Below are 23,410 nucleotides of genomic sequence, written 5' to 3'. Positions count from 1 at the left end.
GATAAAAGCAGGATAAAGTCAAATAACGGGAGGAAGATCCTTTGAAAAAACAAAAGATCATTGCAATTTACGGAAAAGGCGGCATAGGCAAATCGAGCACAGCCTCAAACGTTGCAGCCGCCTGTGCGGAAGCAGGGAAGAAGGTCATGATCATAGGCTGCGACCCCAAAAGCGATTCATCCATAACCCTTCTCGGCGGAAGGAGGATCCCGACCATACTCGACCTTCTCCGCGAAGGTGTGGATGTAAAGGAAAAAGATGTGGTCTTTGAAGGGTATGCAGGCGTCAAATGTGTAGAAGCCGGAGGCCCGGAGCCCGGCATAGGCTGTGCGGGGCGCGGGATCATAGTTGCAATCCAGAAACTGAAAAGCATTTCAGAAGAACTCCTTAAAGAACAGGATCTTATAATCTACGATGTGCCGGGAGACATTGTCTGCGGCGGATTTGTTGCCCCTGTCCGGAAGGGCTATGTAAATGAGGCATATGTCCTGACCTCGGGAGAATATATGCCCCTCTATGCAGCAAACAATATCTGCAAAGGGCTTTCCAAGATTGGAATGCCGCTTAGCGGGATTATCTGCAATTCCAGAAACGCTAGCAGAGAAGAGGAAATTGTCAAAAAGTTTTCTGAGGAGATCGGCAGCCAGCTGATGTCTTTCATTCCAAAGCGGCAGGAAGTGCAGGACTGCGAAAGGGAAGGCTACTCTGTTATGGAGAAAGCTCCTGACTCCGACATTGCTGAAATCTACCGCCAGCTTGGAAAAGCAATCCTGAATAACGAAAAGAAGGTCCTGGCAGCCCACCTGAGCGATGAGAGGCTAAGGGAAATGACGCAGTGAACTGTAAAAACTTACCTGTGCCGCAATAAATGGATATACCGAACTCAGGGGTTATTGAAAGCATGTCCTACAGCAAACAATCCGGAATAGAGGCAGGGAGCATTCCCAGGGTCCTTATTTCTGCAGACCGTTCCTCTTCAGGTAAGACCACAATTTCCATGGGCCTTATGGCTGCCCTTGTTTCAAGAGGGTATAAAGTTCAGTCCTTCAAAGTCGCTCTTGACTATATCGACCCCAGTTACCATACCGAAATCACGGGAAGGTTCTGCCGGAACCTTGACGGGTACCTGATGGATGACGACGGGATCCTTGACGTCTACTCCCATGCCTGTGAAACCGGGGACGGAGCTGATATTGCAATCATCGAAGGCGTCCGGGGACTTTACGAGGGCTTTGAAAGCTTGAGCGACCTGGGGAGTACCGCCCAGATCGCAAAAATCCTTAAATGCCCTGTGGTTTTCGTAATCAATGCCCGCAGCATTACCCGTTCCAGTGCAGCCCTTATAAGCGGCTATAAGAATTTCGACCCAGATGTGGAAATCGCAGGCGTTGTCCTTAATAATATAGGGGGCCGCCGCCACGCAGAAAAGGCAAAAGAGGCAATAGAATACTATACTGGCGTGCCGGTTATAGGAATTATTCCAAGGGACCCAGCCATGCAGATTTCCATGCGCCACCTCGGGCTCATGCCTGCGCTTGAAGGCAGGCGGAGGCTTGGAGACGGAGGGTTTGAGGACAGGCTTCGGGGCATTGAAGAGATTATCACTAAAGGAATTGATGTGGACCGCTTCCTGGAAATCGCAAGGAGTGCAAAACCCCTGAAAAGTTCCGAAAATAGCATTTTTTCCCCTGCTGCCGGTGCAGGATCTCCCGGACCGAGGATAGGTATTGCCCTTGATGAGGCTTTCAACTTTTACTACCATGATAATATCGACCTGCTGGAACTTGCCGGGGCGGAGATTGTTTACTTCAGCCCGATAAAAGATCCCGGGCTTCCTGATGTTGACGGGCTCTATATAGGAGGCGGCTACCCTGAACTTTTTGCAGCCGAACTCGAAGCCAACGAGTCCATGCGAATGAGCATCAAAGAAGCTTCTGCTGCAGGTATGCCCATATACGCCGAGTGCGGTGGGCTCATGTACCTTACGGAAAAAATCAGTACCGGAGTCCCCGGAAAAGGCACATACCACGACGCTTCGATGCCCGAGTCCACCTATTCAATGGTTGGTGCGCTTCCTGGCCACACAATTATGGGGCAGACAAGGGTTGTCAGTTACAATATCGGGACTCTTGATAGGGACTGCCTTCTAGGAAAAGAAGGCAACAGCTTCAAGGGGCATGAGTTCCACCACTCCGAAATCCGGGAAATCCCTGATGATGCGGAATTTGCAATAACCCTCTCAAGGGGCACTGGAATAAAAGGAGATCAGGATGGGCTTATTGTCGGCAATACCCTCGGTTCTTACGCCCACCTGCACGGAGTCTCATACAGGGAACTTGCAGGTTCATTTGTTGAAGCTGCCCGTAAATTCAGGGCTTCCAGGGCTTCCCGATAAACATATAAATGCAGGTTTGATCCGGGTTTTCAACCGAAAGGCATTATTCTAAGTTATATATTCATGCTGCCGGTTGCGGGCCACTTGCCTTTGCAGGTCGAAAAAACAATATTATATTAAGCCAGATTATTACACACCAGGAATTACAGGCTGGATTATTAAAAGCCATAATAATCCAGATTGTTACAATTCAGATTGTTACAAAAAAGATTCTTATAAAACTTATTTTCATTCTATTTTCTTTTCAGGTGAAACTATTGAAAACACAACTTAAAGGGGACCGGGTCCTTGCCGGAAAGGACGCGGTGGCCGAACTTTACAAAACAGGTTATTTCGGGCGTCCCAGGGGGGACGGGCTTGAACTCTCACTTGTGGAAGCCGCATACCTTCAGTTTAGAGGAAAACTCGAGATTGAGCTTGAAGGAAAACCGCTTGATTTCAGGGCCTTTTTCGAGCAGGCTTCTCTGAGGCAGCCGAATTTCGAGCTGAAGTATATCGTGTATAAAGACCTCAAAGAGCGGGGGTATTATGTCCAGCCTTCAGCTGTGGACTTCAGGGTATACCCCAGAGGCAGCCATCCCGGAAAAAGTGCGGCAAGAATTTTTGTTCATGTCCTGTCGGAAAGGCAGCTTCTTTCTGTAAAGCTTTTGCAGGATTCGGTCGTCTCGGCAGAAAACGTGCATAAGCAGTTTATCCTAGCTGTGGTGGATGAAGAAAGTGACCTCACCTTCTACGAGATTAAAACCGCTGCCCCTGAAGGGGAGATGCCTGAGCCCTTCCCTGCCGTCAAAACCGATACAACTTTTCTCGAAGACAGGGTAATAGCCTGGGACGCTGAGGCTTCCGGGGCCCTTTATACCAGAGGTTTCTACGGGAAAATGCTTGACTCTGAAAGGCTGCAGCTCTCCCTTGTTGAGTCCCTCTACCTCTTTTCCAGAGGGATCATAGTTGTAAGAGACAGGAAAGGAAAGGTCTTTTCATTCGAAGAGTTTGTTGAGAAAGCCTCGAAAATCGAAGGTTCTTTCCTGCGGAAATACCTTGCGTATAAAGCTTTGCGGGACTCAGGGCACGTGGTCAAGACAGGTTTTAAGTTCGGGACCCATTTCAGGGTCTACAGGAAAGTCGATTCCATTGAAAAAATTCCTCATTCCGAGTATCTTGTGAACGCTATCCCTGCAGATTACGAGTTCAGGCTTCCGGTTATGTCCGGGGCTGTCAGGCTTGCAAACAGTGTGCGCAAGCGAATGCTCTTTGCAGTCGAGAAAGGGGAAGGAGTCGAGTACCTGGATATTGGCAGAGTCAAAATGTGATTCTATATCAAAATGAGATTTTACCTCAGGTTTCTTCGGGCAGACCTTAGTAGATTAGACCTTAGTAGATTAGACCTTAGTAGATTAGGCCTTAGTAGATTAGGCCTTAGTAGATTAGACCTGAGTAAACACATTCACCGTTCTCTCAAGGGTTCGTGAAAATCGGGTTTTCATCCCGGAAGGAGGGTGAAACATAAATGTGGGATATCATTGCAGTGGACATTTCGGGCAGGCACAGGATCAAAGGCGGCTACTACATGGTCTGTGCGGCAGCAGCTCTTACTGTTTCTGCTGACCATATCGAAAAAGTTAAGCAGGTGAAGATCCTTCCCTTCTGGCTTAAAAGAGCACCCGGCTTGCTTGATATCGTGCAGCTGATTGAGGATACGGCTAATCAGCTTTCCTTTGAGGGGACAATTGTGGCAGAAAAAGGGGATATGTATAACCAGCCCCTTTGGGTGCCGGAAAGTATGTTTTCAAGGGCATTTAAGTACCAGGAGTCCATAGCTGAGAGAAGGGCTATCGAACTTGCTCACCATATCTCTTTGAGCGCTCGAAATTTACTTCTTAAAGAACTTAACATTGAGGCGTGAAAATTCCAGCAGAACAAAAAATAGAAACCGAAAATCGGGTAATTCTCGTAAAAAGAACCAATCCGCGTGCTGATCCTGAACGCAGCGAATATCTCTTTGAGGAACTCAGGGAGCTTACAAAGGCTGCAGGCTATGTTACTGTTGGGGAGCTTACTCAGACAAGGTTTCCGGATTCCAGATACCAGCTGGGGAGAGGAAAGATAGAGGAGCTTGCCGAACTTGTGAGAATAAAGAGGGCTGAAAAGGTCATCTTTTATAACAGGCTCTCTACAATTCAGCTTTTTAATATATCGGAAATCTGCGGGTGCCAGGTAATAGACAAGTTCCAGCTTATCCTTGAAATCTTTGCAAAAAGAGCTACCACACGCAGGTCCAAGATGCAGGTTGAACTTGCGAGGCTGAGGTATGAGGTTCCGAGGGCAAGAGCTATTGTTTCCCTTCTGAAAAAGGAGGAAAGGGCAGGTTTCATGGGGCTTGGGGACTATGAAGACGCTTATGAACAGGACCTGAAGAAAAGGATAACAAAGATTGAAAATGAACTTGAGTCTGCAGAAAAAGATGATGAGTCTCTGCGGGCGTTTCGACATAGGAAGGGTTTTTCCCTGGTCTCCCTTGCAGGTTATACAAATGCCGGAAAAAGCACTCTCTTCAATGCCATTGTTGATGAAAGCGTTGAAGCACAGAATATGCTCTTTACAACCCTTGTGCCGACTACCCGGGCACTTGACCTGGGCGGAAGAAAGGCTCTTTTGACAGATACCGTAGGGTTCATAGAGGAGCTCCCGCACTGGCTGGTTGATGCCTTCAAATCTACCCTCGATGAGATCTTTCTTTCCGACCTTATCCTGCTGGTAGTTGATGTAAGCGAAAAACCTGAGATAATCCTGCAGAAGCTTTCCACAGCTCACGATACTCTCTGGGACCGCATCCAGGGAGTTCCGGTGATTACAGTGCTCAACAAGGCCGATTTGCTTGAAGCATCCGAACTTGAAGCTGTTATGGAAGAAATAGGCTATATGGCTCCCAATCCTGTGTTCATTTCCGCAAAAGAAAAGGTTGGCATGCAGGAGTTAAAAGCCGAGATAATCAAACACCTTCCTGCCTGGTTTTTCTACTCCTTTTCCCTTCCGAACTCGGAAAAAGGGATGTCAATTCTCTCCTGGCTGTATGAAGAGGGTATTGTACACAGGGTTGAATACGGGAAGCGAATTTCAGTGGATTATGAAGCCAGAACAGAGGTAATCAACAGGATAAAATCTCTGGAACAGACTCTGGATGACCGACATTGAATAACGTTTATGGTGCTTTTTCAGGCGGCATTGAAGAATAAAAAGCTTTTCCAATTATATAATAACCATTGGTATATTGTCCGTACATTTACCAATGTTTTTCTTTTCCGATATTTTTTTTCATAACCTGAACATCGTTCGTATATCTACGAAAGACATTTATACCCGAAAGTTGTTTGTTTATTTGCGAACGGGTGTCTACTGAATACATCAGACCCTCCTAATATCCTAAACTACCCCTACACCAGATTTTTTATATACACTTGCCCGTTCGCTATTCCTCCTTTCATTTTTTTCAGTTTGTTTATCCTTATTCAGCTATCCTTATTCAGTTATCCTTATTCAATTATCCTTATTCAGTTATCCTTATTCTCTTTTCCGAATTAAATTCACAGAGCCCTGCTTTTTGATTTTACTTTCCTTGATCCTTTTCTTCCTTTTTCTGAATTCCAATTCGTCAGGCGCCTGCTATCTTTCTTTTTCTCTTTCTTCTTCTCCGTTTCAAAATTTATATAACTTCATCGCTCATTTTTATATTAGCATGAAATTCGATCTTCACGTACATTCCGAGCATTCAAAAGATAGCGAGTCAAGCCATGAAGATATCCTTGAGGTTGCCCGCAAAAGGGGACTTGACGGATTTGCCATCTGTGACCATGATACGGTTGAAGGCGGGCTCGCCTGTGCAAAAAAAGCTATGGAGCTTGGTCTTGAAATCACAGTCATTCCCGGCGTGGAGGTGAGTTCTTCAAAAGGGCATATCCTGGTTCTGGGAATCAGGGAGAATATAGAGCCTCTGTTAAGTCCGGAAGAAACTATCCGCAGGGCTCGAAAACTTGGAGGTACGGTTATCATCCCCCACCCTTTCAAGCGCAGCTCCCACGGCATTGGAAGTTTTGAAGGGCTTGATATTGATGCAGTTGAGGTCTTCAATTCTCGCTGCCTTTTTAACGGAGCCAACAGGAAAGCTCTGGCTGAGGCAAAAAGACTCGGAATACCCGAAGTTGCAGGAAGTGATTCCCATATTCCTGAAATGGTAGGGCAGGCGTACACTGAAATCGATGCTTCCGAAAACACAGTCGAGGTAGTGCTCAGGGCAATAAGAGAAGGTAAAGTTGCCCCCGCAGGAAAAAACACGCCCACTCCAATTATCCTGAAACAGATGTCGGGAAGCGTAAAGCGAAAATTGAAGAAAAAACTCTTCGGAAGGGCTTGAACTTATAGCTTGGATCTTCTTTTTTCTATTTTATCTTCCCTGCTTCCGATCTAAATAAACAGGGTTAATAAGTTTGCCTTCGATAGACTAAGAAAAAACAGGAAAAGCGAAAGAGGAGTTGCAATCATCGGGTTCAAAAAAGAAATCAGCACAGAAATTGAAATCTTCGCTTCTGCGGACCGCATCTGGCAGATCCTTATGGATTTTGCAGCCTACCCCAACTGGAACCCCTACATAAAGGAAATCAGCGGGGAGGCAAAGGTCGGGAGCAAAATTAAAGTCTATATGAAGCCGGATTGGGAAAAAAAAGGCGTGACCCTTCACCCGAGGATAATTCGCCTTGAGCCAAGAAAAGAGTTTACATGGAAAGGAAGTTTCTTTTTCCCCGGGCTGCTCGATGGGGAACACAGCCTCATCCTTGAAGAAATTTCAGGTCGCAAGGTACGCTTTATCCAGAAAGAGATCTTCAATGGCATTGCAATTCCTATTATCAGCACTTCATGGTCTATAGAGAAGGGTACGGTACGCAGCTTTGGGGATATGAACAATGCCCTCAAAAAAAGGGCGGAAAGGGTCAAATAAATTTATAAAATTCTTAACCTGTTATTAAAGAAAGCCATCTCGTTGAGATTTGCTTATTTTACTTATGAAAATGTTGCTAATGATATTGTTTTCCCTGGAAGGGCCAGTTCCAAATTAGGTATATACACAATCCCTGAATTGAGGTAAATCTAACATAAACCAATGACCCTTGACAACATACAAAGAAAATTATATATACCTTCACTTTTATCATTCTCTTATAACATATTTTAGGAGATATTCCTTATGTCTGACACAAGAAATTTTGTTTTACGGGATGTAGAAGGTAATGAGCACGGAGTTTTCTCTGGAAAACAGCCTCGGCAAGCTGCCCTTAAAGCTGCAAACAGGGGCACCGGAACCAAATCAAAGCCAGATATTATCCGACTCAGGGAACGCGGGACAAAGAAAGTTCATGTTTTCAAAGCATGGAAGCAAACTGTCGCAGCTCCAAAAAACAGGCCTGAATGGATGCCAGCAAAAATCAGTAAGCCCTTTGTCAAGAAAGAGAAAATAGAAACAATCGAGTAAAATCTAGTTTTCCTCATCTACCTTGAAATTCAAGGTTCTTTCTTTTTTTCTATAATTTTCCTGATCTATTTTCTGGATTTGTTTTTTGGATTTCTATCTGGATTTGTTTTTTGGATTTTCATCTTGAATTCTATCTTGAATTCTTAATTATTTGACCTGTTTTTATGTCCAGTCATTTATATTATGCCGTTCTTATAATTTATTGAAATTAATATCATGTGACCTTTGATTCTACAAAGGGGGTTTTTTATAGGAAAAATCGGGCTGAATATGAGCCGCGGAATCAGTGGGAGGGGTTACTATTGGAAGGTATTGCTGTTGGAAAATGTATACACCTGTTGTCCCGAATAGAGGACAAAGCTCTTGACCGTTTCTGGAAGGATACTTCTTCAGGGAAATATCCGATAATTGATCTTCAGGGCAATATGAGTTATTCGCTTTCGGACCAGGACGGCCTGTTGTTTGTCAGAAACGATTTTACGGCTTCGATTTATGAAGAGTACGAGTTTGTCTTTGGGAGTCTTTTCCTGCCAGATACGGTTCAGGAACTCCTTTCCGAAGATAAAGTGTTGCTTTTGATGGTGTACAGGAAAAAGACACAGAACCTTTTATTATCCGAGCTTGATGCAGACACCAGGTACATGATTGATCTGCCCCATGGGCTGTATTTCTTTTTTGCGTTTATTCTGGATGCAGGAGCTGAAGACCTTTTAGATTCCAAAATCTATGCTGTGGGTCTCCCCTGCAAAGAAAATTTGAACCATCCTGAGCTTGAGATCTCTTATCTCGAATATCCGGTTGACATCCTGGAATTCGTCGACCTTGCTCCTGTAGACATTAAAGGCGGAGGTCCTTTTTACCTTAATCTGATTATGATAGATGCTGAAAAGATCCCGGACTGCCCCACGCTTTTTTCAGAATTTTTGCAGGAAGACGAAGTACTCCCATCTCTTTAAAATAAAAATAGTTATATAGTTGGCAGTTTCAGTAGTTCTGAATGCAGATAAAAACCGAATACAGCAAAGTCAAGCCCTACATTACAAAAGATGGCTCAATAATCCGCGAACTCATGCATCCCTCAGTCCACGGCAACTCAAACCAGAGCCTTGCCGAAGCCATCGTGCCTGCCGGAGGGAAAACGTTCCTTCACAAACACAGGGTAACCGAAGAAATCTATCACATCACCGAAGGCAGCGGGATAATGACCCTCGGCTCTGAAGAATTCGAGGTCAGAAAAGGCGATTCCATCTGTATTGCTCCCGGAACTCCACACAGGGTCCGAAATCCCGGTGAAAAAGAGCTGAAAATTCTCTGCTGCTGTGCGCCGGCGTATTCGCATGAGGATACGGAATTGATGGAATGAGTTTTTGAAATCCTCATAAGATTATTTCTATTTTTTATTTCTGTTTATCTGTTTCCGAATTGCGTTTTTTGATTGCTTTCAGGTACTGGCTTTCACTTTCGTGTCTGTCTTTTATCATGGAAAACGCCGTCGTAAACAAGCATGACAATAACGGCTGGATACGGTATTCTGAGCACTCTGTTTTTATGCAAACTTTGTTTATTTAATTAATTTTATTATTACTTATTAACACAAATCTCATTTTTGAGCAACTAACGAGATATCTCTTTATAATATCACATCTCAAATTTGTTGAGATTTTATCAAATTTTCTTAATACAGTTTTTACAATAACTCTCCATGTCCGTGAGATTTTTTGTATAACAGGAGCAACAAGAATGAAACCCAATGCGTTCTCTGCGCTGGTATTAGCAGCGATAATAATGGTTTCCATTTTCAGTCCCGCAGTAATGGCTTCAACAGTCTACGGGCCTGCACAATTTGAACGAGAGGATGGAAAACCCGTTAGAGTAAACGATAGTTTTTCACTGGATCATGTTCATGAGAATTATACCCTCTGTATCAGAAACGGTGACGGAGCAATAAATACAAGCAGCAGTTCTTTTATTTTTTTGAACGGGGTCCCCGTAGTCGGGCCGGCAGACTTCAACCAGAACGTAGACCTGATCCAGAAGAGTATATCTCTTGAACCTGAAAACGACATTAATATTGAAGTTGAAATGCGGAGTGCTCCCGGAAGCCAGATTACGCTCTGGATAGAAGACGAATCTCCTTTTATTACGATTAATTCTCCTTCCGATGACACGTTTTCCTCCGGAACTGTTGATGTTTCGGGTTTTGTTGACACTCTAATAACTTCCGATATCAGTCTTACCTTCAATGGAATAACTTCTGTTCTTCCTCTGGAAAACGGGAATTTCTCTACCGAACTGAACCTTACAGGCCCCGCTAATATTACTGTTTCAGGAAGCGATCTCGCTGGCCGGGTGCACTCGGCAACTCTCCTGCTGGACGGGGACATGCTGCCGGAATCTTATGAATACCTGCTGGGCTTTGACCCCCTGAACCCCGACTCCGACTCAACCATGACCCCTGAAAACGAAGCCGGAAACGGAATTCCCGACGGGATGGAAATGCTTGGCGGCCAGCTGCCTGCGTTTGTAAAGTCCCGTATAGGAGCTTCCCCCTTTGAAGAGGATACGGATTCCGACGGGCTTTCAGATTATTTCGAACTTATGAGAATGGGCCTCCTGACTGATGTAAATTCAGGGGACTCAAACGGAGACGGAGTGTCTGATGCGCAGGAAGACCCGGATTCAGACGGCCTTACTAACCTTGAAGAGCAGGAGTACGGAACCGATCCCCTGCGCGAGGACAGTGATGGGGATTCGCTTTCCGATAGCTTTGAGGTAAATTCTTCGGGTACGGACCCGCTGTTATCGGATACTGACAACGACGGGCTTTCCGACGATAGTGAACTTCGCCTCGGGACTGATCCCCTGAACCCGGACAGCGACGGGGACGGGATACCTGATGGAGATGAAACTTATGTCTCCACCCTGATCGATGACGAACTCGGAGTCATGGTCGAAATAGAGGGTACTGGAGACCTTGCAAAAGAAGTTGTCATATACGAGGAAACCTCGGAACTGTTTACCAACGTCTCGGCACTTGTGAGCCCTGTTGTGGACTTCAGCTTGGAGAACAGGACTTTTGAGAATGCACAGGTAACAATTCCCTACGACCCTGCAAAAGTGCCTGACCCGGGAAACCTGTCCTTATTTTATTTCAATGATAGCGCCGGAACTTTCGAGCCCGTAGAATCTACGGTTGACCCGGCAAACCATACCGTAACAGGTCTCACATCCCACTTCTCGACCTTTGCGATCTTCTATGTCCCGACATGGAACGCCCTTTTCGACGCCGAGATGAACCTTGGCAGGGGAGGAGGCGGTGGAGTCGATGTGGTCTATGTGGACGTCATGTTTGCAATGGACAGTTCGGGCAGCATGAGCTGGAACGACCCCTACGGTTACCGGAAAACCGCTGCAAAGAACTTCGTTGGGGCTCTCCTCCCCGGGGACCGGGCAGGAGTCGTCGACTTTGACTCTTATTCAAGGCTTATCCGTCCCCTTACCAGCGACTTCGATGCCGTAAATTCTTCCATAAACAGCCTTGATGCCTCCGGCGGAACGAACATCGGCGCCGGTATGAACACCGCAAACAGCCACCTTATCAATTCCGGGGATTCCGAACACGCCTGGATGGTAATCCTGCTCACCGACGGTCAGGGCACCTACAGCAATACCTACACCCAGCAGGCAATAAACAATAATATTACCGTCTACACCGTCGGCCTTGGCAGCGATGTGGACACCGCTCTGCTCACAGGTATTGCAACGGCCACAGGCGGCCAGTATTTCTCCGTTTCAACTGCCGAAGACCTGCCTGATGTCTTCCGGACGATCTCTGAAGAAATCGAGCCAACAGATACAGATGATGATGGCATTCCCGACATCACCGAAACCACCGGTTTCAGGGACGGCTTTGGCAACTGGTACACCACCGACCCCAATAATTCGGATACTGATGGGGACGGGCTGCTTGACGGGGAAGAAGCCGGGGTTGTAACCACAGTTGACGGCAGGGTCTTCTTCCATTTCATAAGTAATCCCCTGAAAATCGACTCTGACAACGACGGTATTGACGACCCTGATGAAGAAGAATTCTCCTGCTCCGCACTGGACTCTGACACCGATAACGACTGGTTAAATGACGGGTTTGAACTTGAGATCGGAACCGAACCCACGCTTAAGGACACTGATTTTGACGGGCTAGGAGATTTCGCGGAATATTATCATCCGTTGTTTGATCCTCTTGTGTACGAAAAGCACTATAGTTATGAGGAGATTGCAAGGGAATTCGTGCTGGGAGCTGTTTTAGGCGAATTTGGTTACGATGAGCATGACAGCCTCTACTATCTTGCAGGTCACCTTGTAAGTGGACTTGTTGCACTTGGGGACATCCGGGATATGGCTGCATCCATAATAGCAGGTAATGTAGTGGATACACTGTTAAACGGCCTTGGTCTTGTCCCGCTGGGTGGAGATGCAGCTAAAATTTTAACCAGCATAGGGGAGTTTGTTGCAAAGCATGCGGATGAAGCGGGAGATATCGCTATTTTCTCGGCTAAATTCATCCCTGCAGGCACTTTTAGAGAACAGGCTGTAAAAGCGGTAATAGATAGTTCTCCAAAACTTACGGACGCTAAAGACGAATTAATTGCTAAAGGTTTCACTGATAATGCAGTTAAAAAGCTTCTTGAAGCGGGTGTAGATATTGCAGCTTTCGAAAAGGCTTTGGGCGACAGTAATGCTTTTAATCGTTACCCCGGCTTGAAAACATTTTTGGAGGCAAGATTTGCCGAAGAAGGCGGAACCCTGAAAAAACGGGTAACCTTCGACGCGCAGAAACTTGCTGCAGCCCAGAGAAAAGGAAATTCCGGTTATGTAGACCGGTGTGCCAGGAACCTTTATGGTGCATACACAGAAGATCTGTTGGCAGAGTTCATTGGCGGAGTTAAAGTAGTAGATTTGTCCCATGTAAACAAGGGAGGCATAGACTATGCAGCAGTTGCTGGAGGTACTCTGAAAATAGGAGAATCAAAGGCTGTTAGGAATAATTTATATTTGCCAGATTTGAAAAATTATATCAAAAAGGATAAAATTACAGGCGAATTAACATTCAACACTAAATATGTGGTTAATAAACTTGGCGATGACTCTCATTTCATGGACCCAGACTTCCCTAAGGAGTTCGTCCTTTATATAAATAGTCCGGAAAGTGTGACAATTAAAAATAGTTTGATTTCACAATTGGGGGAGGCTTCACAAGTACCGTATACGTATAAAAAAGAGGGACAGATAATTACTGGCACAGTTAGCATCAATATCATAGCAGCAAATATGTGAGGAATGAATATGGCTAAGAAAGACAAGTTCTCCATTTTTCTTGAAGAAAAAAAAGAAAAATGGGAAAATTTTTTGAAAGAAAAAGGGGTATTAGAAAAATACCCAACTGATTTTTTTTTAGATCTGGTGGATGCTTATAAAGATCTAGGAATAATATACAGGTATTTTGGAGATAAACAGAAGTCTTCATGGTTTTTTAAGTACTTCGTAACCTTCAATGCTCCCTCCTCCAGGTATGGTAAGCTTTCTGATGAACAAGTAGCTGATGTTGGATTTTTACATGATTACAGTACTTATTTTGTGAATGAAGCAATATACTTTAACCTATCAAATTCAGATTCGCTTACCGCTGAAAAGCTTTTTGGATGGGCAGCCGAGAATTTTGTTGTTCCAGAAGATTACTTTGATTTCTGGATGAAGGAAGGGTATTTCGATGATATTGCTGTTGCCCATCTCTGGCGTGGTTATTCCTTGCTAAACCTTGGCAAATACGAAGAGGCACATGAGCTGCTGGTTCAGGTTGTTCCTTACCTAAATAGATATAAAAAATCAGGAGTGGAAATGTGGCGTACTGTGGAATATGCGCTTACCAAAGCTGTTGTTCCACTCTGCGAATATAAATTGAATCCGACTGATGAGACTCTTAAAAATGCACAAAAAGGTATCGAGGAATTTATTAAAAGTCTCAGAGAGAACAGACATAAACTTAAGGCTTATCTCTACTATTTCCACCTGAAAGAGAAATTCGCCGATGTCTATGAGGCAAAAAGCGTACCTGCTGAAATAAAACAGCAGGAGAAAAAGCCTCTTCCTGAGATAAAAGTTGAATTCTTGTTAGATGATGAAAAGCCGGGGATTATTGCAATTACCAGTTTAGAAGGTGGTTCTGAGGATTTCCTTGGTACCAACAGTGAGCTTGAAAAGTATTGTGACGAAATCAGAAAACTGGGTGACTATCCTAATCTTGCTTCACTCATGGAAACTTACCTTTCTGAGAGTTACCTTGAACCAGAACCTCTTGTTGAAGAATGTGAAAGGTTGCTTGCTAGGAATAATGTAGCTGACTGGGTAAAAGAAAAGACTAGGATAGTGCTAAGAGTTGCAGAGGATGCAGTAGAATCGGGACACAATCTGTATTTCTATTTTTCTCCAGATATTGAATAATCTCCAATAAGGAAGAAACTCTCTATTGAGTTTACGGCCAATAACTAAATATAAACTTGAAAAGACTCGATTTCAATCGAGGTCGAGTCTGCAATATTTTTTTATCCATTTCTCATCGATGCCTTTGACGATTTCGAAGAATTTGAACTTGGCACGAATCCCCTCTCTCCAGATACAGACAAGGACAATATAACTGACTTTGACGACGAGTACCCTCTCTCCCCAACCAGCATAGACCCTGAATCCAGCACCCTTGAGATAGGTCGTGCAATCGTTCTTGGCGCAGTCTTCGGGGAATGCGGCATTGAAGGCGGGAGCCTTGCCGGGTTTGTTGATAGTGAGATTGCTTCTTCTCCTTATTACCTTGTGGGCTGGATCGGCTTTTCACTGGTCCCGGTTGCCGGGGCTGTAGCTGATGCAAGGGATGCAGTTCAGGCTCTCATAAACGGTGACGAATTAGGAGCTGCCCTGAATGCGGTAGGTGCATTGTCAGGTATAGGGGACGGGGTGAAAACAGGTGCAGCCATCAGTCTCTTCGTTTCTAAATATCCCACAAAAATCTTTGAGGTCTGTAAAGTACTGAGCAAAGTTCTTGATGATCTCCCACCATATACTGCATTAAAAGTAATGGATTCCCTGTGTGATGATGCAGCTTCTGCTTTGCATACTGCTCACAGCGTTTCAGTCGATACGCTCATAAAACTTTTCGATAAAGACGTGGACCTGAATAAAGTCAAAACTTTACTGGAAAAAGTGTATACAGGTGTTTGGTCGCCTGGAAATATAGGATCAGCTGCGAATCTGGATTATCATTTTGCAAAACATGGGCAAAAACTCAGTTTAAGCGGAAATCCGTCTGATCTAGTTGGGAAACAACAGTATGTTGATATGGCGGTGGCACTGATCAATGAACAAGTCGGTGTGGAAAAATACTATGATACTTTGCATGGCACATTAGGGGTGTACGAACGTTCCACGGGAAAATTCGTAGCAGGAAATAAAGACGGCCAGATTGCAACCCTGTTTATAAGAGCTGCCAAGGAAATAGATAACAATCCAAACAGATTTATTCGGCTTATATGAAGGTGAATAAATGGACAAAAAGTATCTCTTAGATGCGCTTAGACGATATCTAGAGTATTATCGGGATTCTATAAATGAAATGAAAACAGATCCAAAAAAAGTGGGACCCTATGGAGTTAAAACTCCATTTTTTCCATTATACAATAGAAAAGGAATATTCTGGATATTAGATTCTCTTGGGAAAATAGGATGTAACACAAGCCAATTTGAGAGAGAAGTATCAAAAATAGATGAAGAGTTTAAGGCTTATGAGAAAGACTATAAAGAGGATTTTTTAAATCCTCTTTACAATGATTTAAAGGGCTTAATTGGTACGTACGAAGAATATTTCTCGGATTTTCAAAAATATAAAGATATTTTTAGGGCAAACGAAGAACTCGATCCATTATATAAAGAATATTTTCTCAATAGGAATAAAGGACTATTTTTTGCTGATGAGTATGAATTTGACATACTAATTAGCGTTAGAACGTATATAGAAATATTATTTGAATATTTGGATGGAAAACTCAACATTGAAGGATTAAAGAACAAAGTCCAAGAAATGGATAATATTTTCAAAAAGGACCTTGATGACATTTTAAAATGTATGGGTCTTGACGAATACCCTTCTTATGAACCATTTGCCCCTGCCAAATATTGGTGGCTGCATATAAATTGATGATTGTGGGTTACAGAAAATATTCTGTCTATCCTTACCCGGTGTATATAATTTTATTAAAAGTACGCTATGGGATGTAGTACAGGTTCTCATCAATGGTGACGAGCTTGGTGCAGCCCTGAATGCGGCAGGTGCATTGTTAGGTATAGGGGACGGGGTGAAGAGGGGGAATGAATTGAAAATTAATGGGGATGACTGCATATTATAAGAGAGAAAAATGGTCTTAGAATCAAAGAATGATGGTTTTATACCCATATCCAGTACTTTTTTGTTACTTTTTTCTGTCCGGTTCTTAAAAAATAATCTTTCAATAATATGGGCAAAAACTCATCTTATTTTGTGGCCCCGGCTATCCCGACTCCTCGAAAGAAACGAACGTTATCATTGGTCTGAACACTGCAAACAGTCTCCAGTCACTTGATTCAACATTGTTAACAAATTGTTTATGTACATGTGCATCCATATTTATACCAGCATAATTCTTCGGTTTTCAATAATCTTAAAAACATGCTAAGTAAGCTTTTTCTAACTAACAGGTGTTTGCCATGGTGTGTTCAAAAAAGTTTATACTTAATGATTGCGGGGTTTCAGAAGTCTTCGGCCAGGTGCTTATGACTCTCATCGTTGTTATAATGATGACGTCAATTGGTATTTTTGTGTTGTCTGAACCAAAACCTTCAGACGTCCCACATATTGACATTTATGAACAATTCGATCCGTTTAACGACACAATAGTTATCTGTAATAACGGAGGCGAATCGGTCCCCCTCCGAGACCTTAAACTTGTTCTGCATTCAGGCAGCACAGAGTATATCATAAACGGGGAAGAGCTATCCGGCCAGCTTATTGAAGAATGTGGGGATAATGGGTATTGGGACTTGAGTGAATACATTTCTCTTAATGTGTCAGAAGTGTGTGGCCTCGATCTCGAAAACTGTGATGAGGACTTAGTTGTACTCCTTATACACACCCCTTCTAAAAAAGTGATACAGAGTTCTTTAATTCCTTCTATTTATCTTGATGATGATATTCAGAGTCCTAATGACCGCATCCCGGTAGATAAAATTCCTGACGACGGATACATATGGATCCCGCCCCAGCTTCTTGCACTCGACAATTCCAGGTCCCAAAAAGGTATTGAAGGATCCGCATGCCTCGATGACGTCCAAAAAATCAGAGGCGGATTTACAACTTATTATCCGAATGAAGAAGCTTCAATGTATGAGTATTTCGAGTTCGGGTTGAATGAATCAGTGCTCAAGTCTTTCGGGGTCACTTTTTCGGATTATGAAAATCTCAACATTTCCGGCGCAAAGATCAAAGTTGTTTATAATGGGCATGATGGATCATTTAAATGGGTTAAGCTACGGGTATGGGATCAAACGGAAGGGAGATTCGAAGAATATAGTATGCCGGAATACCATTCCGGAAAACATAACCCTCGATGGGGTTCTGAAATAGTAGATCTGCCCCACATCACAAATGCCGAGGACCTTGAAAACCTCAACGTCTCTATACTTGCAAAGGCAAACCATGGAAAAAGCGGTATGCATTTCCTGAATATTGACTATATTGCGGTATATATTCCCAGCGGCGGCGAAAAATCTTTGTCTCCTGAGGCTCCTCAGGGAAATCTTATCCACATTGAGAATGTGAATGTTACAACAAGCAAAATTCAGGGAAATACTTACGTTGCAACCGCTGTTGTGACAATCCTTGACAACAATAATCCGGTCGAAGGTGCCACGGTTTCAGGCTCCTGGAGCGGTTCAACCAGTGATACGGATTCTGCAGTGACTGGTGAAACAGGGAAAGTGACGGTTAAATCAGATGAGAAAGAATTCAAAGGAAATACATTAACGTTCACCTTTACGGTGAATGGGGTGACTCACCCATCGTACACATGGGATAATAAGACAGAAAACGGGACGGCGGTGTACCATTAATTTAATGTGGTGAATGAAAGTGAAACACCCCTTCCTGCTGCCTTCGGAGCCAAGGAAGGGGATTTCTCCAGGGAAAAGGCTCAGGACCTTTTTCTCTCCGAAAAGGAGCTGAAAATTCTCTGCTGCTGTGCGCCGGCGTATTCGCACGAGGATACGGAACTGATGGCGTAATAGCACTTTTGGATTTCCTTTTGATGCCGGTGTTCCCTTTATTTCAAACTGCTTTCAGGTACCGGCCTTCTCACCGCCCGCATTCGGGCGGCCTTCTCAAAATAGAAATAAAAGACTTAGCTTCTTGTGTCCCAATTAAAATAGAATTAGAGACTCTGAATTCAGATCAACACCTTTTTCTCGATGGATTTGAAAAAAGTTCCGCACTTGGAATGTTAAGTGCTGATAGGCTTTCGATAGTTGCACTCTGTTTTTCTTTTAATTTGGGGAATGCGGCATTGAGAACGGGAGCCTTGCCGGATTTGTGGATCGTGAAATTGCTTCTTCTGTTTTTTCGCGAAAAGGGCCGCTCTCCTTCGTCGAGCGTGACAAAAGCGGTTTTGTATAGCGAATACCGTTTTATGGTTAGAGATCCTATAAAGTTAGTCTCTCTGATCCCAGAACACTATTTCTCCCTTCTTTTTTGCCCCTCTCATTTTGTTCTTCATTCCTTTTCCTCATACCATTCATCCCTGGCTTCCACAAGCGCCCTTATATTTGCAAGCGGAGTCCTCGGCGCAATCCCGCATCCCGGGGCAAGAATATCCACACCGGCTGAGAGACATTGTTTTGCTTCTGCCTTCACGTCAGCAGGTGTCCCGAAAAGCATGGTCCTTGAGGGGGAGACGTTTCCGATTAACCTTGCCCTGCCGCCAATGGCTTCTTTTGCAGCTTTTATGCTGGCTTTTTCTTCGATGCTGATAGCTTCAAAGCCGCATTCAGAAAGGGTTTTCAGGGAATCTCCTACATCGCCGCAGATGTGCAGGATTACGGGGCCTTTTACTTTTTTGCAGAGGCGTTTGTAGAAGGGTTTGACCGAATCTTCAAGGACCGAGGGGGGCATCATCCTTGAACCGACTATCCCGCCGTCGGGCATGCAGAGGGCATCTGCGCCGTGGTCAAAGAGGGCGTTTGCGTATTCTATGCAGATTTCTGTGCAGGTTTCCATGAAGGCATTGACGTATTCGGGTTTTCTGATGGTCCAGATCAGGTAGTTTTTAACTTCCGCAAGGTGGGTAAAAATAGTAAGGGGGCCTTCCATGCCTGCGATGAGAGGGACTTCTTCCTTCCCGTTTTCTCCTCCGGTCCGGGTTGCAAGGATTTCCGTTGCTTTGAGGATGGTGGGGATTCTTCCTTTTTCGAGCAGGGCTTCAGGGACTTTCAGTTTATCCGGACCTTCGGAAAAGGGATGGGACAGGACCGAGGGCTGGATATCTTTTGTACCCATCCGCACATTGCAGCCCATGGTTTCGGCAAGCACGGTAAGACAGTAGGGGTAGCGGACGGCTTCAAGGCCCGCAATTTCGTGGCCTGCAAGAGCAAGGGCTGTCATCTTTTCCGGGTCGGAATGGGCGGCTGGCCAGGCGGCGCCGGTAAGGTCCATAAGTTCAACTGTTCCGGTCTGGGTGACAGAAAGGGCAGGGGTCATGTCAACGGGATTTCCGTGAAGGGCGTTAAGAAAATTTTTCCTGAGATTTCTTTCCATTTTTCTGGCTCCGATGTTTTGAAAATGATATTTTTTAAACCGATTTTTTAAATTTTTTAAATCACTATTATCGCTTTTATCGCCTCATTCAAATCTTTCCTTTTTCTGTATTTACTGCAAATCCGGAAACAGCCGGGTTTTCGATACTTCCTGCATTTCAATTTCTTCCAGGATTTCGAACGCGAGATTTGCCGCAAGCTCATTTTCTGAAGCAAGTAATACCTGCATCCGATCTTTATCTTCTTTCGTACAGATTTTCATGAGGGCTCCGGTAGCTTCTGCTTTTACAAAGCGGTTCCGGTCATAGAGTGCGTTAATCAAAGGTTCGATAGCTTTTTTGGGTTTTATTCTGCCAAGAGCTTTTGCTGCAGCAAACCGTGTAAAGTCGTCTCTATCGGCAAGAGCGAGAATAAGGGGTCCAACTGCAGTTTCAGCTTTAATCCTGCCTAGGGCTTCGGCAGCTCCCCATCTGCCTTCATTGTTTTCATCAAGGAGGGCGTCAATAAGAGGTTCTACGGCTTTTCTGGATTTTACTTTTCCAAGAGCTCTGGCTGCTTCTCCTTTCACAACTCCAGATGCATCGAAAAACATGGTATCTATCAGGGGCTTAAGGACTTTTTTGGATCTTATTTGCCCAAGGGCTTCAGCTGCAAACCGCCGCACAGTTTCATCTTCGGACTTGAGAGCCCTGATCAACTTGGGAACAGCTGTCTCAGAACCCAGGCACCCCAGTACCCCGGCCAGCAGCCTCCTGACCTCTTCGTCTTCATCGTCAAGCGCATTAATCAGGGATTGAAAGGCTCTTTCAGGCCTGTTTCTGGATATATTTTCCAGAGCTCTGGCTGCTTCCCTCCGTACAAGCTTATCTTCATCCTGAAAGGCATTATCAAGAATGTCGAAGACTTTATCCGATATCTGGTTCCGGGTCTCATCAGAACTCATCTGCCTCAGGGCTCGTACTGCCCCCTGCCTCATAAAATGGTTACCTGACTCAAGCGCATGAATAAGCAGTTCAAGGACTTTTTCGGGTTCCAGCTGCCCGAGTGCTTTTGCTGCTTCTTTTCGGACAAACCGGTTTTCATCCCCCAGTACCAGAAGAAGAGGGGTAACAGCTTCCCTGGACCTTGCCATTCCGAGTGCCTTTGCCGCTTCCAACCTGACTAAATGGCTTTCATCCCCGAGCCTCTTTACAAGTGCACCAACAGCTGTATTTGAGCCTGCAATTTCGGGTCCTCTCTCTCCGAGGGCTTCAGTAGCTGCCTTTCTTACGAATTCGTTCTCATCCGAAAGCGCGGAAACGAGGAGATCAAGTGTTTTCCCCGAACCTAACATCCCGAGCGCCTTTGCTGCTTCTCTTCGGACGAAATGGCTTTTATCGCCAAGTGTACAGGTAAAGGTATCAGGGGTTTTATCCGATTTTATTTTTCCAAGTGCCTTTATCGCTATCCATCGTACAAATTCGTCCTCATCCTGCAGGGCATCCATGAACGGTTCGACAGCTTTTTCTGATCTCATCTGACCCAGGGCCTCGGCAGCTCCCAGCTGAACAAGTTTATTCTCTTCCTTAAATGCTTTTATGAGAGAGGCTGCCGCTTTTTGAGGGTTTGCCCTGCCCAGAGCTCCCATAGCCCCAAAACGGACAAAATCATCTTTATCTCCAAGTGCGGAAACAAGGATTTCAAGAGCTTTTTCTGACTCTATCCGCATCAATGCATCGGTTGCTTCCAGGCGGACAGCCCGGTTCTCATCCGCCAGTGCATTTGTCAGAAGTTCAACAGCTTTTTCCGACCCTATCATACTGAGAGCCTTTACGGTTTCGACCCTCACAGAGTAATCCTCATCCCAAAATGCAGCTGTCAGGGGGACAAGGGCCATTTCCGATCTTGTCTCCCCGAGAATCCTTATAGCTTCTCTTTTTACTCCCGTGTCTCCGTATTCAAACACTCCTGAAATGGCTTCAATTCCACAGTCTCCGAGCCTCCCGAGGCTCTGGATTACTCTCATTTTTTCCATTGTGTACCTGCTGTCCAGTTTTCCGGCAAGTAACGAACATAATTTTTCTTTTGTTTCGAGGCTGGTTTTCGCGGCACATTTTGAAGCAAGTTCCAGGTTTTTGTTCAAAATTACGGAGCTTACCAGTTCTTCTCCTGATTCGACCATTTCCGAGATAAATATCACAACATTTTCCCATCCCGGGTTCCCGAATGTTTCTGAGATTTCCATTCCTTGTTCAAAGTATTGCTTCAGCTTTAGAGCTGCATAGTATTCCTGAAGGTCCCGGTTTATCCCGAACCTTACTTCAGAACGGTTTCTGGTCAGGAGTCCCAGCTCGAAGCAGGCCTTGAGAAGCTTTCTTGCTTCTGTTTTTTTAGATTCTTTTTTTCCAGATGGATTTTGTTTTGTATACTTTTCTGCGGTTTTAAGGGCGTATCCGTACTTGCATGAAAGCCTGTGCTCGCACTGGAGCTTGAATGCCAGGTCCATTAGAAAATTTTCAATCTCTATTCTTTCAAAATCTATTTTTTCCGAGCCCGTTCTCTGAGTACTTTTGGCAGGTAGTTTTTCAGAGTTTCTCAAATCTCCGCTTCCCGGGCCGCAGTTTTCCATATCTTTGCTTTCTTTCAGGGAGAGTATCTTTTCGGAACTGAAGAAATCTTCTTTAGTCCCGGAATTCCTGAAAAGCTCTGAAATAAAAGCCTGATAAAGTTCTGCCCGATTGGAGGGGATAAATTCAGGGTCAAAATAAGTAAGCTCCTGATTAAGTCTCTCTTTTCCCACCATCCTCATTCCGGCGATTGAAGTTTTAATCCAGAGTTTGAGCAGCAGGGGGTTTCGGAGAAAAGGATGTGAATTGGTTTTATTCAGGCTTCTGCTTTTCAGAATTTTTGCCTGTCTTCTTTTAGGGACGGAACTCTCTATGAAGAGTTCTATTTTTTCATCTGAGAATTTCTCAAGCTTGCAAACGGCAAACGTACTTTTTATGCTGCCGGAGGGGCTGTGTCTTGAGGCGATAGCGTATCTGCAGTCTTCATGATCGGAAATGAAATCGGAAATTTCGTCAAGGGGAGAAAAGTTCTCGGAAGATCTGAGCATGTCAAGCCCGTCTAAAAGCAACAGGGCTTTTCCTTCAAGTAATTCTCTCAAATCAGGTTCCAAAATCCCTTTTTGTTTTGCTTTTGCTTTCAAATATGCATAAAAAGAACCTTTAACATAAGAATCAAGGGTTACATAAATAGGAATGTATTCTTCTTTTTTCTCGAGATATTCTCCGGCACAGGTGGTATTCAGCCACCTGAGAGTACTTGTTTTTCCCGAACCCGCTTCTCCGTAAATTATCAGGCGCTTTTCTTTTTCGACAAGCTGAGAAATTTTGAATTCATGGGCAAGAAAAGTGTTTTCCTCAAAAATCCGGCGTGTGATAGGTAGTATTTCTCTTGCAGACGGTTCGATATAGAAATCAGGCATTTCACCTGCGGCTTCAAGTATTATTTTTTTCAGGTATCCTTCTGTGTCCCCGCATGGATTTCCTTCAGCCCTTTGCATAAAGTTCTCCCAATTTCATAAAGAATATCCCCATTTTCTTTTTAATCTTATTTTTTTTGTTAGGGGA

Annotated in this window: 18 protein-coding genes; 16 read left to right on the top strand and 2 right to left on the bottom strand. The window is 44.4% G+C overall.

Translation table 11 applies throughout. The annotated features are described in order from the left end of the window. The first annotated feature begins 41 nt into the window (after positions 1-41). From cfbC to EO98_RS18380, 16 genes are all read left to right on the top strand, one after another. Positions 42-839 carry a Ni-sirohydrochlorin a,c-diamide reductive cyclase ATP-dependent reductase subunit gene (cfbC, locus tag EO98_RS08380; RefSeq protein ID WP_048138427.1) on the top strand — a complete coding sequence of 266 codons (798 nt, stop codon included), beginning with the start codon at positions 42-44 and terminating at the stop codon, positions 837-839. A gap of 62 nt (positions 840-901) precedes the next feature. Beyond that, positions 902-2,395: a Ni-sirohydrochlorin a,c-diamide synthase gene (gene cfbB / locus EO98_RS08375; protein ID WP_048138425.1), complete on the top strand. Its 1,494-nt coding sequence runs from the start codon at positions 902-904 to the stop codon at positions 2,393-2,395. 257 nt (positions 2,396-2,652) lie between these two features. Continuing rightward, on the top strand, positions 2,653-3,705 hold the full coding sequence (gene endA, locus EO98_RS08370) for a tRNA-intron lyase (protein ID WP_048138423.1): 1,053 nt from the start codon (positions 2,653-2,655) through the stop codon (positions 3,703-3,705). A gap of 197 nt (positions 3,706-3,902) precedes the next feature. After that, positions 3,903-4,298 (top strand): DUF2209 domain-containing protein, encoded by a 396-nt coding sequence (locus EO98_RS08365; RefSeq protein WP_048138421.1) that lies wholly within the window; start codon positions 3,903-3,905, stop codon positions 4,296-4,298. Continuing rightward, positions 4,295-5,587, top strand: coding sequence for a GTPase HflX (hflX, locus tag EO98_RS08360; RefSeq protein WP_082098530.1), 1,293 nt, complete (start codon positions 4,295-4,297; stop codon positions 5,585-5,587). Before EO98_RS08365 ends, hflX begins: the two co-directional genes overlap by 4 nt. 541 nt (positions 5,588-6,128) lie before the next feature. After that, positions 6,129-6,803, top strand: a complete 675-nt coding sequence (locus EO98_RS08355) for a PHP domain-containing protein (RefSeq protein WP_048138466.1) — start codon at positions 6,129-6,131, stop codon at positions 6,801-6,803. A 54-nt stretch (positions 6,804-6,857) separates the two neighbouring features. Further along, complete coding sequence (locus EO98_RS08350; RefSeq protein WP_082098529.1) at positions 6,858-7,385, top strand: SRPBCC domain-containing protein; 528 nt, start codon at positions 6,858-6,860, stop codon at positions 7,383-7,385. Between the two features lie 246 nt (positions 7,386-7,631). Beyond that, positions 7,632-7,916, top strand: coding sequence for a non-histone chromosomal MC1 family protein (locus EO98_RS08345; RefSeq protein ID WP_048132491.1), 285 nt, complete (start codon positions 7,632-7,634; stop codon positions 7,914-7,916). Between the two features lie 302 nt (positions 7,917-8,218). Next, entirely contained in the window at positions 8,219-8,872 is a 654-nt protein-coding gene (locus EO98_RS08340) for a hypothetical protein (RefSeq protein ID WP_048138416.1), read from the top strand. Between the two features lie 41 nt (positions 8,873-8,913). Next, complete coding sequence (locus tag EO98_RS08335) at positions 8,914-9,279, top strand: cupin domain-containing protein (RefSeq protein WP_048138414.1); 366 nt, start codon at positions 8,914-8,916, stop codon at positions 9,277-9,279. Between the two features lie 377 nt (positions 9,280-9,656). Next, the gene (locus tag EO98_RS17480) at positions 9,657-13,250 is read left to right on the top strand and encodes a VWA domain-containing protein (RefSeq protein ID WP_052734452.1); all 3,594 of its coding nucleotides are present in this window, start codon (positions 9,657-9,659) and stop codon (positions 13,248-13,250) included. Positions 13,251-13,259: 9 nt separating this feature from the next. Beyond that, positions 13,260-14,414, top strand: coding sequence for a hypothetical protein (locus EO98_RS08325; protein ID WP_048138412.1), 1,155 nt, complete (start codon positions 13,260-13,262; stop codon positions 14,412-14,414). 366 nt (positions 14,415-14,780) lie between these two features. Continuing rightward, positions 14,781-15,497 carry a hypothetical protein gene (locus EO98_RS08320; protein WP_048138410.1) on the top strand — a complete coding sequence of 239 codons (717 nt, stop codon included), beginning with the start codon at positions 14,781-14,783 and terminating at the stop codon, positions 15,495-15,497. A 10-nt stretch (positions 15,498-15,507) separates the two neighbouring features. Then, positions 15,508-16,158 (top strand): hypothetical protein, encoded by a 651-nt coding sequence (locus tag EO98_RS08315; RefSeq protein WP_048138408.1) that lies wholly within the window; start codon positions 15,508-15,510, stop codon positions 16,156-16,158. Between the two features lie 545 nt (positions 16,159-16,703). After that, positions 16,704-18,104 carry a type IV pilin gene (locus tag EO98_RS08310; protein WP_048138406.1) on the top strand — a complete coding sequence of 467 codons (1,401 nt, stop codon included), beginning with the start codon at positions 16,704-16,706 and terminating at the stop codon, positions 18,102-18,104. A gap of 9 nt (positions 18,105-18,113) precedes the next feature. Further along, a complete protein-coding gene (locus EO98_RS18380) occupies positions 18,114-18,275 on the top strand; it encodes a hypothetical protein (RefSeq protein ID WP_156161074.1) in 162 nt (53 codons plus the stop codon). 484 nt (positions 18,276-18,759) lie between these two features. Here the strand turns inward: EO98_RS18380 and mtaA are convergent, their stop codons facing one another. Both mtaA and EO98_RS08300 read right to left on the bottom strand, forming a co-directional pair. Further along, the gene (gene mtaA, locus EO98_RS08305) at positions 18,760-19,800 is read right to left on the bottom strand and encodes a methylcobamide:CoM methyltransferase MtaA (protein ID WP_048138404.1); all 1,041 of its coding nucleotides are present in this window, start codon (positions 19,798-19,800) and stop codon (positions 18,760-18,762) included. Between the two features lie 111 nt (positions 19,801-19,911). Then, positions 19,912-23,343 (bottom strand): HEAT repeat domain-containing protein, encoded by a 3,432-nt coding sequence (locus EO98_RS08300; protein WP_048138402.1) that lies wholly within the window; start codon positions 23,341-23,343, stop codon positions 19,912-19,914. Positions 23,344-23,410 lie beyond the last annotated feature (67 nt).

This window comes from Methanosarcina sp. 2.H.T.1A.6 (genome assembly GCF_000979455.1).
GTDB lineage: Archaea > Halobacteriota > Methanosarcinia > Methanosarcinales > Methanosarcinaceae > Methanosarcina.
This window is presented reverse-complemented; position numbering and strand designations above follow the sequence as displayed.